General features: G+C 45.1%; 13 protein-coding genes. 5 read left to right on the forward strand and 8 right to left on the reverse strand.

Going from position 1 to position 13,565, the window contains the following annotated elements; all coding sequences use genetic code 11:
* Positions 1-234: integrase core domain-containing protein (locus tag IEX81_RS16210; protein WP_188805224.1), on the forward strand; the 234-nt coding region annotated here is incomplete at its 5' end.
* A gap of 557 nt (positions 235-791) precedes the next feature.
* Here IEX81_RS16210 and IEX81_RS16215 read toward each other — a convergent pair.
* Positions 792-1,781, reverse strand: a complete 990-nt coding sequence (locus IEX81_RS16215) for a nuclease-related domain-containing protein (RefSeq protein WP_188805227.1) — start codon at positions 1,779-1,781, stop codon at positions 792-794.
* Positions 1,782-2,314: 533 nt separating this feature from the next.
* Here IEX81_RS16215 and IEX81_RS16220 point away from each other — a divergent pair.
* Positions 2,315-3,463: a glycerate kinase gene (locus tag IEX81_RS16220; protein ID WP_188805250.1), complete on the forward strand. Its 1,149-nt coding sequence runs from the start codon at positions 2,315-2,317 to the stop codon at positions 3,461-3,463.
* A gap of 624 nt (positions 3,464-4,087) precedes the next feature.
* Here IEX81_RS16220 and IEX81_RS16225 read toward each other — a convergent pair.
* The 3 genes from IEX81_RS16225 to IEX81_RS16235 form a co-directional block, all read right to left on the reverse strand.
* Entirely contained in the window at positions 4,088-4,879 is a 792-nt protein-coding gene (locus IEX81_RS16225; protein ID WP_188805228.1) for an SGNH/GDSL hydrolase family protein, read from the reverse strand.
* 164 nt (positions 4,880-5,043) lie between these two features.
* Complete coding sequence (locus IEX81_RS16230) at positions 5,044-5,829, reverse strand: flagellar motor protein MotB (protein ID WP_188805231.1); 786 nt, start codon at positions 5,827-5,829, stop codon at positions 5,044-5,046.
* Entirely contained in the window at positions 5,822-6,661 is an 840-nt protein-coding gene (locus tag IEX81_RS16235) for a flagellar motor protein (protein ID WP_188805233.1), read from the reverse strand. Before IEX81_RS16235 ends, IEX81_RS16230 begins: the two co-directional genes overlap by 8 nt.
* Positions 6,662-7,112: 451 nt before the next feature.
* On the opposite strand from IEX81_RS16235, the gene IEX81_RS16240 reads away from it, so the two are divergent.
* On the forward strand, positions 7,113-8,846 hold the full coding sequence (locus IEX81_RS16240) for an HD-GYP domain-containing protein (RefSeq protein ID WP_188805235.1): 1,734 nt from the start codon (positions 7,113-7,115) through the stop codon (positions 8,844-8,846).
* Positions 8,847-8,967: 121 nt separating this feature from the next.
* Here the strand turns inward: IEX81_RS16240 and lacD are convergent, their stop codons facing one another.
* Entirely contained in the window at positions 8,968-9,975 is a 1,008-nt protein-coding gene (lacD, locus tag IEX81_RS16245) for a tagatose-bisphosphate aldolase (protein ID WP_188805237.1), read from the reverse strand.
* A 445-nt stretch (positions 9,976-10,420) separates the two neighbouring features.
* Between lacD and IEX81_RS16250 the strand changes: the two genes are divergently transcribed.
* Positions 10,421-10,660 carry a hypothetical protein gene (locus tag IEX81_RS16250; RefSeq protein ID WP_188805239.1) on the forward strand — a complete coding sequence of 80 codons (240 nt, stop codon included), beginning with the start codon at positions 10,421-10,423 and terminating at the stop codon, positions 10,658-10,660.
* Positions 10,661-11,058: 398 nt separating this feature from the next.
* Here IEX81_RS16250 and IEX81_RS16255 read toward each other — a convergent pair whose 3' ends face one another.
* Positions 11,059-11,208 (reverse strand): hypothetical protein, encoded by a 150-nt coding sequence (locus tag IEX81_RS16255; RefSeq protein ID WP_188805241.1) that lies wholly within the window; start codon positions 11,206-11,208, stop codon positions 11,059-11,061.
* A 146-nt stretch (positions 11,209-11,354) separates the two neighbouring features.
* A complete protein-coding gene (locus tag IEX81_RS16260; protein ID WP_188805243.1) occupies positions 11,355-11,540 on the reverse strand; it encodes a hypothetical protein in 186 nt (61 codons plus the stop codon).
* A 219-nt stretch (positions 11,541-11,759) separates the two neighbouring features.
* Between IEX81_RS16260 and IEX81_RS16265 the strand changes: the two genes are divergently transcribed.
* Complete coding sequence (locus tag IEX81_RS16265) at positions 11,760-12,095, forward strand: L,D-transpeptidase (RefSeq protein ID WP_188805245.1); 336 nt, start codon at positions 11,760-11,762, stop codon at positions 12,093-12,095.
* A 502-nt stretch (positions 12,096-12,597) separates the two neighbouring features.
* Here the strand turns inward: IEX81_RS16265 and tnpA are convergent.
* Complete coding sequence (gene tnpA, locus IEX81_RS16270) at positions 12,598-13,083, reverse strand: IS200/IS605 family transposase (RefSeq protein WP_188805247.1); 486 nt, start codon at positions 13,081-13,083, stop codon at positions 12,598-12,600.
* Positions 13,084-13,565 lie beyond the last annotated feature (482 nt).

Genomic DNA, 13,565 nt, shown 5'->3' on the forward strand with positions numbered 1-13,565 from the left:
ATGAGCCGAAAGGGAGACCCCTATGACAATGCCTGCATGGAGTCTTTCCATGCCACGCTCAAGAAGGAGCTGATTTACAGACGGCGTTTCAAGACTCGGGCTGAAGCCATAAATGCTGTCAATCATTACATCAGCCAGCGTTACAACCGACACAGGAGGCATTCCACACTCGGTTACTGTTCGCCTGAAGCATTCGAAAAGAAATACGCTCAGACGATTGCCGACGTCTCATAATTGCCCCATTTGGGGTTGAGTGACGAGAAGTAGTCTCTTGTACTTCTCGTCACTCAACCCAGACCAAGCGCAGCGCGGTAGCTTTTGAGACAAGTGTCTTTCATTTCTAGGTGTCCACTTTCTTGACAGAAGTCCAAATCTGGCCTTCTTCCGGCCGGATTCACGGGTCTATCAGCCAAATCGGACCCTCTTCCGGCCGGATTCACGGACCTATCGGCCAATTTGGGCCTCCTTCCGGCCGATTTCGCGGGCCTATCGGCCAAATCGGACCCTCTTCCGGCCGATTTCGCGGGCCTATCGGCCAATTTGGGCCTCCTTCCGGCCGGATTCACGGGTCTATCAGCCAAATCGGACCCTCTTCCGGCCGGATTCACGGACCTATCGGCCAATTTGGGCCTCCTTCCGGCCGATTTCGCGGGCCTATCGGCCAAATCGGACCCTCTTCCAGCCGAATTCGCGGGCCTATCGGCCAATTTGGGCCTCCTTCCGGCCGGATTCACGGGTCTATCAGCCAGATTGGGCCTTCTTCCGGCCGGATTCAATTTCTGAACCGCCGTCTAAATTTTTGCGACTATTTTTTCTATCTGTTCCAGTATGTGATCCTCCAAAAAATAGGTTCGTTGTTTGAAATTTCCACTATGCGGAAATTTGTAAGAATGAAGCATCTTTCTGACGACAGAATCCGATGGGATCTGTAAAAAATCGCGGAGCTGTCCGTTAGTGACGGTTTGCCCGAACAGATGGCGATAATCATTAATTGCGGTCAATTGAGCGATTTTGGACTCAAAGGAGCAGGCGGGACAGATCCAGGTCGTTGAATGCCTGCTCATCGCTAATTCTTCACATTTTGGGCAACGCACACCCGTGAGAATTTCTTCTGCGGCAGCACCTGTTTGCTTAAAAATATCTAATTCTAGATCCTTGTGCTCATTTAACAGTTTCTTTGAAAGATCATGGAGTGTATTAGGATTAACCACCGTTCGTGGATATTGTTTTCTTAATGAGGAAATGCGTATCGGGAGGAAATCCGAAGTGCAAATGTGATTCTGTTGCTCAGTCAGATCCAGCTGCAGAATCGATTTTGATGGGCTGAACACCACTAAAGTTTGAATGGGAATTCCTGCACAGCCACGTAAAAGCAGCCACTTGCTCAACTGCTCTTTAAGACGGGCATTCTGTATTACCGGATTCGGAAAAGCTTCCTCAATCTGACCTGAACTCCTGATCATCTGGTGATTGTTGATTGATACTCTGCCCGTTATATTTTTGACTTCCAGAATGAGAAAAAAATACGGAGAGAGAATGAGAAAATCAATTTGAAAATGATGGACTCCGTCAAACAACCTCAGATTATGAAATATCAAATACTCATCCGGAGGAAGAAAACTGAGAGGATAATCCAGCGATTTTTCTCCTTTGAACCCGGCCAGATATTTTGACATTTGCGAGTACACATTCTGTCTTTTGGAACTGTCGGGATTTAATCGTTGGAACAGAATTTCAAACTGTCTCACTTGAAACGGAATACGGATCGGTTTAAGATACACGGCGTCACCTCGTTTTCTTTATACTTGAATTGGCCCAGCTTTTGTCTCCGGTGTTTATTCCTCATTGAACCGGCACTCATACTTTATGATAAATTTATTCAACACAATCGCTCACAATCCTGCAAAATTCAGGATAAAACGACAGCATTATTTTCCGGGAAATACTCATTTTCTGTTCGGACCCCTAAAAAACGATATAGAACCGATCCGTTTACCGATAAAATTAATATAACGAAAAAACTCCGGCAACGGTAACGAATCATGAAGTATGCTAACATGTAAGAAGCAGACAACTCCATCAGATGAAGAGATTAATGAAATGATTATTGAGTGTGTTAACTGCTAAAGGTTGGCTGGCTCCGGTTGACGGCCCATTTTTTGCTCTTCGGACCGTTTTACAATAAAGCACCTGAACTTTGAATAAGAGCGTTAACCCAAGAGAGGTTCACATTTTTACCGACAAAGAGGGCAGAAAAATCTTACGCTAAAAAGATAAATTTCGAAAGAGATGAAGAAGTATGCAAAGGCAAACAATGAAAATTGTCATCGCACCGGATTCTTTTAAAGAATGTCTGACCGCGCTGGAAGCAGCGGATGCGATCGAAGCGGGACTGCGGCGTGTCTGGCCGGACGCCGATTGTGTCAAAGTGCCGATGGCAGACGGCGGCGAAGGAACGGTCCGCTCCCTGGTCGATGCCACAGGTGGAAAAATTATAAAGAAGCAAGTGACCGGACCGTTGGGGAAACCCGTAGACGGATTTTTCGGTCTGCTCGGTGGAGGAGACACAGCGGTAATTGAGATGGCCGCAGCAGCGGGGATTGATTATGTTCCTCGCGACCAGCGCAATCCGCTGAAGACTACCACTTTTGGCGTCGGCGAGCTCATCCGGGCGGCGATAGATCTTGGGGTGAGACATGTCATTCTTGGGCTGGGCGGAAGCGCAACCAACGACGGCGGCTGCGGGATGGCCCAGGCGCTCGGCGCAAGACTTCTTGATTCGGAAGGTAATACAATTGGCCGGGGAGGTGCGGCCCTCGCCGGCCTCGCTTCCATCGATTTGTCGGAACTTGACAGCAGAATAGCGGAGGTTCGATTTGATATCGCTACGGACGTGACCAACCCGCTAATCGGCAGCAAAGGCGCATCCGCCATTTTTGGTCCGCAAAAAGGAGCATCGCCGGAAGATGTACGGGTACTCGATGAAGCGCTTGGACATTTTGCAAGAATAGTCAGTCGTGATCTCGGCATCGCAATCGATCAGGTACCCGGTGCAGGCGCGGCGGGCGGACTAGGGGCCGGTGCCCTTTGCTTTCTTGGGGGGACGATCCACCCGGGTGTCGACGCAGTCATACGTGCTGCCGGGCTGGAAGAAAAAATGCGGGGAGCCTCCCTGGTTATTACGGGAGAAGGAAAAATCGACGGTCAGACGATTTTCGGAAAAACGCCGGTCGGCGTGGCGCGATACGCGAAAAAATTTGGATTACCAGTTGTCGCATTGGCCGGATCCCTTGCCGACGGCAGCCGCAGCGTCTACAGTCATGGTGTAGACGCGCTGTTTTCCATTGTTCCTGGCGCAGTTTCGCTTGACGAAGCTCTCGCGCATGCCGAAACCAACCTGACAAGAACTGCAGAAAATCTTGCTCGCGTCTGGTGTCTCGCTCAGCATTTGCCAAACGAGTAACCCGCTGAACTGCCCAAAAAAGTCAGTAAAAAGGCAGTTTAGTCATTTCTGTATATTTCCGTGCTTAATGAAAAACTTGGCGAAGCCGGGTTTTTGATGCCGGCTGAGCTGAGCCTTAATTTTTTCTTATACTAGGCGCCGCTTATCTTTTTATACTTTCTTATTTGTATTAGAAAACTTGGCGAAGACAAGCCCTGGCGTAGGCTGAGCCTTAGTTGTGACGGCCAGGACGGCCTAATGCCGAACATGCCGCAGGACGCGGCGATCTGTTCGGTCGCTTACACCATAATCCTTAAAATTTTTATACTTTCCTATAGTACAAAAAAGGCGTGTCCGATTTCCCGCGCCTTTAACAGTAAAATTTTCTCTCTGTCTTTTTCTGAACAGAATTCCCAGTAGTGAAATTTCCTTTCTGATATTCACAGGGTTGTGACTGTTTCCAGACCGGATTCCTGGACCTGAATCATTTTCGGATCCCGCTCTGATGCTAAACAACGCAACGATTTCCGAACAGATTTTCCAGACTTTTTGCGTTCTACAAATTCCTGTCCTGATGTTTGCCCGGCTCTCTCTCTTTCGGACTGGATTCCAGGATCATACGGGTGCGTACTTAAGTGTGCCGCATTATTTTGACAAACCAAGGTCATGGCTTATTGCCTTCAGCCAGATTTGCTGGCCTGCTTTATTCATTGTATGCCCGTCCGCCGCGACCACACTGGCCTGTTTTGAACCGGTTGGCCAGTTCGGCAGATAGTCAAGGTTTGCGATGTGCTGGCTCTTGATAAAAGTGCTTAGTTGATCGATTCGGTCATTCATATATTGAGCCGTCGATGAATAATCAGGCAGTGAAACAAAGAAAGCGGCCTGAGGATATTTCAGTTTGATTTTCTCTTCCAGCAGGGCCGTAACCGTATTTGTGTCATCCGTACTGACTTTGCCGTCATCGTTGTAGAGCAAAGGCGTATAGATGACCACATCGGGACTGCCGTTAACGCTTTGGAACAGATCCTCAACCTTTCCCTGATTCAGCTGCAACGATGTACTCTTGCTCAAATCATCAACCGTGACTTTGAAAAACAAGTCGCCGAACGTGCCGTCCAACTGATGCTGCAGAAGCAGAGACAGGGCCTGGACATTTTCGCTGCCGATCATGACAACCTGAACCTGCCCGTTGTTATCCAGTGCTTTCAGCGCGACCTTTTGCATCGATTGGGGCAATTTCACAATCTGAGCCCTGACTTTTTTCGCAGATATACCATTTACGGCACTTGTGTCGCCTGCTGATACATAACCTGCCCTAATCAGTGCCGAGTTTGCCTTGGCGATCCGGTTCAGCTTGTGATTCCAGTAGATGTTTCCGCCGACGACCGCGGCAATACAAAAAACAAAGACAAGAACCAGCCAAAATTTCTTCAAATGACTCACCCTCAATAATTTCCATCTTTTTTTATCGGCCTTCTGAAAAAAGCATATAGATGACTCAGAAGAATTGCAATACTTTTCCAGAATAAATGTTGAAATGATGAAAAAATTCACAGAAAAAATTGACCTTCGCAAAAAACGGTGCGAAGCGGGCACATCTATTCAGCGGTGTTTGTATTCTGCTCTCTAATCACCACGATGTTGACGCGCCGGTTCATCGCCTTATGTTCCGGTGTATCGTTCTTGACGACCGGTTTGTATTCACCGTAACCGACAAAATGGAACCGGTTGGGAGGAAGCTTGTCTTCCTGAATCAGATAATTCATGACAGTCTGCGCACGCGCTCCCGAAAGTTCCCAGTTTGAATGGATAGCCGACTGATTGCTTCGGAACGGCGTATCGTCCGTATAGCCTTCGACCGCGACATCGTTTGGTACCTCGCCCAATATTCCCCCGATCTTTTGCAGGACCGGCTGCGCATTCGATTTAAGATCCGCTTTGCCAAGATCAAAGAAGATCGTCTCACGAAATGTAAGCTGAACTCCCCTGGGGGTATCGGTCAGCGAGACGTCAGGACTCAGATGATTGTCTTTGATGTATTGGCTCAGTTTCACATACAGAGCATCCAGTTGCTTGGTATCATTTTTCTGCTGTTTATCGGAAAGGGCGTTTGGTTTCTGCTGAACGGGCACGGTCGGAGCGGTTTGTCCCTTATCGGTGGCCGGGTAGCCCATGTCCTGAAGAATGGAGTTCCCCTGAAAAGAAGATCTGAGTGATGAGACAAGCGCATTGAAGCGCTGGTTTTGAATTGAGCTCATTGAAAACATGACGATAAAAAATACGAGCAGCAGGGTGATCAGGTCGGAATAAGTGATCATCCATCTATCCGAGTTCTCATGATCATCCACTTTTTTCAAATGTCTTCTTTTCCGCGGGTTATTCATGGCTTGCGGCCTCTTGATAGCTGCCTTCCGACCACTCGGATTCGCCCGCGCTGCCTTCCAGCCGGGTTCCCACTTTCTCCCTTTCTTCCGGGCTCAGAAAGGCAAACAGTTTTTTGCGGAGGATCAGTGTGTTTTCTCCGAATTGAATGGACAGGATGCCTTCTGCTTTGATCTGCCGGATCAGCACGTCCTTGGCAAGATTGGCCTTGATTTTGTTAAAAATCGGCAGAAAAATAATATTTGCTCCTGAAACTCCGTAGAGCGTGGCGATAAAGGCAACTGCAATAGCCGGCCCAAGGTTGCCCGGGTTGGTCAGACTGCCCAGGACATGAACCAGACCCATGACGGTACCGATTATGCCCATTGTCGGCGAAAATCCGCCCGCGGCTTCAAACATCCGGCCCATTGACAGGATCTGCTGTTCATAAAGTTCGATATCGCGATTGAGAATATCATCGATCACATCGGAATCCACGCCGTCCACGACCATCTGCACGCCATTGGACATAAAATCATCATCACTGAATTTCTCCAGTTCGCTTTCGAGCGCGAGCAGTCCTTCGCGTCTTGAAATATTGGCCAGACCGATCAGTTGTTCAATCGTTTCGCCAGGATCAGCTTTCGGTTTGACAAATGCGTATTTTATAATGAACGGTATTCTTTTAAGCGTTTTTCCGGGAAAACTGATGATAACGGCTCCGATTGTTCCTCCAAAAACAATCAGCAGAGCGGTCACCTTAAATAGTGCCCCGAATGACCCGCCTTCAAGCAAAAATCCCGCTAATAATGACAGCACTCCAACAAGCAAGCCGATGACTGTAGATACTTCCATGTAAGTCAATCCCTTCAGCTCTAGTACCTTATAACCTCTTTATCGGCTATTCTTTAAATTTATTGAACGATTCGTGTAAGAAAGTGAAAAAGGATATAAAGAGCATTCTTTTCAAAATGGGCCGTTTTTCCTATTTTGTTGATTAAGTACTCTTTTTAACGTTTTTGGTATGAAGTTTTTTTCATTGTCTGTCGATATGATAGTTAGTGGGATTTGTTTTTGATAGACTTTTGTTTTTAGGCAGCACTTGCTAAACGAACACTTGTGTGGTGTTATTATTTTCGAAGATCAGACTAAATGAGGCCATTTCCCTATATCGGGAGCTTCCTTTCCATCCTCTCTTCCGGCTGTAACTATTTAGATGAATGGCCTTTCGCCATTTGTTTCCGGACCACCGGGAGAGCTTCCCAATCTTTACCTGGGACAATTTCTGTTGGGAGTGAACGACACCATGACTAAAGTTGCTAATGTGGCAGATTTGACGGACGGCTGCATTATCTCAAAGGATATTTTTATTAATTCATCCGTGCTTTACCGTTCCGGAACTTATGTCACTCCCGCACTCGCCGATGAGCTTTCTGAAAAGGGTGTTCAGGAGGTTTCGATTAAAAATGGGCCTTTGACGGCCTTTCACAGGAACTTTCTCGAAGAAAAGGAGATTACTGCTCATCAATTGAAAGCGTTGACTGAACGTTTTCAAAACGATATGTCCGAAATTGCCGACGAGCTGCGCTACGGACGGATACTGCACTCGGAAGCATCCTATCAGTGGCTTCGCTCAGTCTATCTCCGTACCTTTTCAAATCCCACGGTGAGCCTGCTGATGGACAGCCTGAAGCAGTGGGATCCGATCTGCTACATTCATTCTGTCGATGTCTTTGTACTTTGCAGCCTGTTCCTCCGGCAATTTCATGTAAAAATGCCCAAGGGCTTCATCCTCGGCTGCCTTCTTCATGATATCGGCAAGCTTTATACCCCTCGCTCCATCCTCCTGAAAACAGGCAAGTTAACTGAACGCGAATATGAACAAATAAAGGAACATACTCTGCACGGTTATGAGCTGCTTAACAAGCTTGGATTTCCTTCCGAAACATGCAAAATTGTACGTTCCCATCACGAGCGGCTCAACGGAAGCGGATATCCTGATCATTGTGTGGTCTCCGAAAAAGATCCCGACCTTAAATCGATATCAATAGCCGATATTTATTCCGCACTGACTCTGAAAAGATCCTACCGAAGCCCGATGCACGCCACCCGTGCGATCCAGATTCTCCTGAATGACTGCATGCGCAATAATCTGGATCTGAAAAGCTGTTTCTCTTTCATTAACTTTGTGCATATTTTTCCGCCGGCAACTCAGGTTTTGCTCACGGACGGAGAAGTCGGAACAGTGGTGCTCAACCGGAACGGGTCGGATATTCTGCCGAAAATCAAGCTTCACAGCCAGAACCGCGTTATCCAGCTGCCGAGCGACTTGTCTCTTACCATTAAAAGCGTGATCGGCTGGGACAGCAAGGAAATATTAATGCAGGAGAAGCGGAACTGGCGCGACTACATACAAAATATCGTTGACGGCAATGCGCTGAGAGCGCTCGAACTGCTCGATGCGCTGTCCGACAGCAAAAGAATTGAAAATGTCTTTATTGATCTGTTTGAACGTTCGATGAATGAAATCGAAAAACGTGCCCATTTACAAGAAATAAAGCCTGCTGACCTGTCGATTGCACGGACCACGACATTGTCGCTGCTCAACTGGAAGATGCTTAAATTACTGCAGGACCGCAAAGTGGAGATGGGCGAAGCCATTGTTGCTAATCTGGATTCAGCCAATGAACAACTGCAGCTGAAAATGGTTGACGATCTCTTTGCCATTAATGGCTGGAAAACATTATTTCTCAGAGAAAATGCGGATCTTGCAATGATTACTGATCTGCTGCAGCGTAAAAAAGCGGGGTATCTTGCGGTAACCCTGTCCGAAGAATCTCAGATGTTCCATGTATGCAACATGCTGAACGTTCTCAGAAAACAGTATCCTGAGCTGACTATTTTCGTCCATGGAGCGAGCGCTCACCTGATCGATGATTTGCCTGCCCGCGGAATATTGACCAGCGCTGATCTTTCTGAATTTGTCGTCAATCTGAGAAGGCTGTTCCAGCTCAAGGCGGCAGGATGTAAAAAAAACTGAACGGTAAATAAAAAGCGGGGATCCTTTAAGGAAATCCCTGCTTTTTATTTATACTCTTAATAGAAAAGGTCCGGCAGATAACAGTCTGCCGGGCCTTTTCAAGTTTCAGGAATTTTTATAATCAGTCGACAACTTCAATATTGTCTTTGCCGCCGAACTTTTCATACCAAGGTGTTGCGTTCTCAGCAAGAATTTCGTTCAGTTCTTCAACATTTTTTTTGCCCTGGGTCTGAAGCCATTCGATAGCGCCTTTTTCTCCGCCCTTGCCGTAAGCTTCAACGCCGTCGCGCCATGTCGCACGGCCGCAAAGAACGCCGTTGTACTTAGAACCCGCATCATGGGCGAAAACAAGTGTCTTCTGGAACAGTTCCGTCGATACACCGGCGCTCAGCCAGATGTAAGGAACAGTCGTTTCTTCGTCAACTTGCCGGAAATATGCTTTGGCCTCTTCCGCAGAATATACAGGTTCATTTTCGCCGACACCTTCAACACGGCTCATATCAACAGGAACTTCAAGCTTTAGAACGTCAATGCCGTAGCGTTCCTGGGTGAAGACTTTGATCGAATCAAGTACCTTCTGTGGTTTAACTTTTGCATATTCAGCTTTATCTTTAATATTTTCATCATATGTGACGATTTCGAAGAACAGCGGAATATCTTCAGCCTTGCATTCGGAACCAATGCGTTCAACGAAAGCTTTCTTTACGTCATTGATTTCGTCCGGTTCATCCGGATCGTAGTAAACGAGCAGTTTGACAGCGTCGCCGCCGTTTTCCTTGATGCGCTTTACCGACCAGTTAGGAAGAAGATCAGGGATGCGACCTGGAGTTGTTGCATCATAGCCTGTCTTTTCATAAGACGTCAGCAAACCGCAGCTTGCGTCACGTTTTTTACCTGCAGGAAGACCGAATTCCGGGTCAAGCAGAATCGCACTTGCATAAGGAGTCAGTTCTTGAGATACAAGCGTTTTGAAATCCTGAAGTTCTTCAACAGAAGCGTCGGTACCTTTCGCCGCACCGATCATTCTCTTTAAAGAACCGCGTTGGTCAATGGCCAGAGCAGCGATAATGCCCTCGTCATTGGACAGCTTTTCAAGAAACTGAAACTTGCCTTTTTGCAGTTTAACCATTATCTATTCCTCCAAAGCTAGAATTTTGGACATGAAACCGTCCCCGTTATTCGACCGGCAGAACGCATTTAAGCCGTTGAGGCCGCCTTCTGCGGTTTTTTCTCTCACAACTTTCATTTTACGTCACAGTCCGTCAGAAAGTCAATTTACCATTTTCAATAATACTGTGAACAAAAGGCACGCTCTGTTTCATTTGAAAATAAAATACTGTTACTATATGGTTTTAGCGGATTGTACAATCGGGGTGTTCCAAGTGAATAGTTTTAAACAGAATGAACCGTCAAAGCGCGGAGCGAAATTTATTCTCCAAGTTTTCCGAAAACAAATGGAATATTATTCCATTTTGGCCAAACTTTAGTTTCCGTAATTGAAAGATAAATTTTTTAGCTTTATTTAGCCATTTTTCGAAGAAGGCCCTTATATATATTAGTAGGAGGTGTTTTTTATGGATGAGATGAAGTATTTTGATCTGAATGGCGTTCTGGAAAACGATTTGTTTATGGAATGGGAACTTGTAGACTGTCAACGATTCACAATTGATGCATTGGAACCGGTAGGCGCGCTGGATGGAGACGGAATTTATCAGATGGTTTACAAGGTTAAAGATGAAGCAACTAAGCACCTCTTACTTTCTGCATGGCCAAGATGCGAATTGATGAGAAAATCCGAATTTGCCGGCGGGTGAAGCAGTAGGCCTTAATATAGGTTTCAGTTATTTCAATGATGCGGATATGCCGCTGGGTAAATATACCGCTCTTTGACTGGTAGATGATTTCAATAATATCGCCTGTCTTCATAACGATCCCTCCCTTTCCCTCTATTATACGCGAATATTTGTTCGGTTTGTACCGGAAAGCAAAACATATGTTCGTCGAAAATTGCAAACAAGAGACGATCTTATCTTGACTAAGATTGAACAATGGTCATTTTTTTCCTCTCAAATTTAGGGAGGCTTTTTTATAGACAAAATAGACCCTTAAAGGGCCTACTTTTTGAGAGAGTTACATGAAAGTTGATTTCATAATAGGACACATTTCTTAAAATTCGATTAATAATTGAGCGAGTCACGAGAAAATTGAGCATTCAGACGTCAGGTCCGTGCCGGGAAACCTCTTTTCTGATCACTCCGTCACGGTGAAATTCGACGATTTGCTCATCGGTAAGGCTTCCCGTTTCTACACCCCAAATTCCAAACTGCCTGCGGAGCTCCTGAATAAATTCTTCAGTATCCATATCATTCACCTTCCTTTATAACCTTTATGTTCAGAAAATCCTAATAATAAACATTTAAATACCACTCACTCTGTATATGACTATTCGTCCAACTAGCATTTTAGACAAAAAAAGCACCCCCCGAGGGCGCTGAACGACTGTTTTAATTATTCTCCATAAACGATCATAACAGAGTAAAACATTTTTTTATCGTTTCCATAGACCATATCATCAATGTCTTTTGATGATGTACTGAATTCAATTTTTTGAACCGGAGCGTGTTCTCTTACAAATTCATTAACAGCTTTCTCTAATTTGCTTGATTCAAAATCCGAAAAAATCTTGATTTTCATCAATGTCATCTCCTATTTTCAGAATACTTTATCATTCGTTGAAAGGATATATTTCCCTGCACGATTCAAAAAATAAAGCGCCGACCCGCGGCTCAAGTCTTTATATCTATAACTTCCATATTCCTTCTATGTATCAAAAAACCTCAATGATCAGCGGCAGCAGGTTCATAAAGATGCCCGGCAGCTTCATACACTAGTCAAAAAATGGAGCTGATCCTCATGGCGAGATGGATTGACGTATCCACCTCACAACATAAACTCAAATTATTTGATAGAGCCCGCCTTATTAAAAACTACCCAATTGCAGTTGGAAAAATATTGGCGCCGACACCTTCCGGAACATATACGATTATCAATAAACATCGTAATCCCGGCGGGCCCTACGGCGTGCTTTGGATGGGACTGTCAAAACCCCATTACGGTATACATGGAACAAACAACCCGGCTTCAATCGGCAGGAATGTCTCGCAAGGATGCATCAGGATGTTTAACCATGATGTACTCGAATTATCATCTGCAGTTCCGATAGGTACCAAGGTTTTTATTCATAAATGAATCTATCCTGATAAAACTTCACAACACCAAAAAATAAATTGGGTATCCCTTTAACTCATTCAGATTTAAATTTTTAAAAATAATAGGCTAAACAATGCCTTATTTCGAAAAAGCGATTTTTCTGTATTTCAGGGCGATAATCTTCGAGTTCAGGGCGATTCTTCAATGTTTTGGGGCGATTGTCCACGTGTTTGGGACGATTCCTTTGTTTTGAGGCGATTGTCCACGAGTCTGGGGCGATTCCTTTGTCTTGAGGCGATAACCTCTGAATTAAAGGTTGATTAGGAGCTTTTCCATCACCTGCTTACCAACTGTGCAACGAGACAGACAGTGACTGATTAAGAGCTAGCGGGATAACCAGTAAAAATAATTAATCAAAACCACCCGTGTGAACGGGTGGTTTGTTCTGCGGCTGAAAGCCTTTGTTACTGGCCAGCCCTTCAAAGGGCACCGAAGCGTTCGCCAACCGCACTCCTCTTCCGGCGACCCTAAAAGGGTTTCTTTATTTCTTCTTCTTTTTTCGTTTCACCTCTTCTCCTGTAAATGGATCGATATATTCAAACAGGCTTAGTTGTTCTGCAACTACATCCTCTTGTATTTGATTCCGAATGTATTCTTCAATGACTTGTTTATTTCTCCCTACTGTATCCACATAAAATCCTTTACACCAAAATTTTCGATTCCCATAGCGGTATTTTAAGTTCGCATGCCGATCAAAAATCATTAAACTGCTCTTTCCTTTGAGATAACCGACAAATCCTGAAACACTTATTTTAGGAGGCAGACTCACTAGCATGTGTATATGATCCCGACATGCATTAGCCTCTATTATTTCTACTCCTTTTCGTTCGCACAATTGTCTCAGGATCCTTCCAATATCTTGCTTTATTCGTCCATAGATCACTTGTCTTCGATACTTAGGTGCGAATACTATGTGATACTTACAATTCCATTTTGTATGTGCTAAACTATTTACATCCGATGGCATAAAAAAGTCTCTCCTTGGCTTATTAATTTGGTTGGCGAACCAAAATTTATCTTAGCAGAAGAGAGGCTTTTTTGATACATCGCTGAAAGCTTTCCGGAACCCTAGGCATAGCCTAGGGTTTTCAAATACATAAAAAAAGCTCAAGTTCGTTCTCACGAACATGAGCATTCGGTCTGTCAATCTGTGGCGCACAAATTTGCCGCTCGTTGTATCTGGCTTAATTATATCGGGTCTTTTGCTGTACTTTTGTATGATATCGATCCCACCAAATGGCGCCAACCATAGTAATAATGATACACGCTGTACCAAACACACCTACGATCATCTTGATCACACTCCTTGTGGATTGATAGCGTTTTCACACTTATATTATACTTCTCATGGTCTGTCTGATACAAGTCAAAAGTTTAATTGGTATGTGTCAAGCTTTTTTCGGAACCTCTGATCTGAGAAGAACGATCTTATTCTAAAAATGTACACCT

The organism is Sporolactobacillus putidus (assembly GCF_014647035.1).
Classification (GTDB): domain Bacteria; phylum Bacillota; class Bacilli; order Bacillales; family Sporolactobacillaceae; genus Sporolactobacillus; species Sporolactobacillus putidus.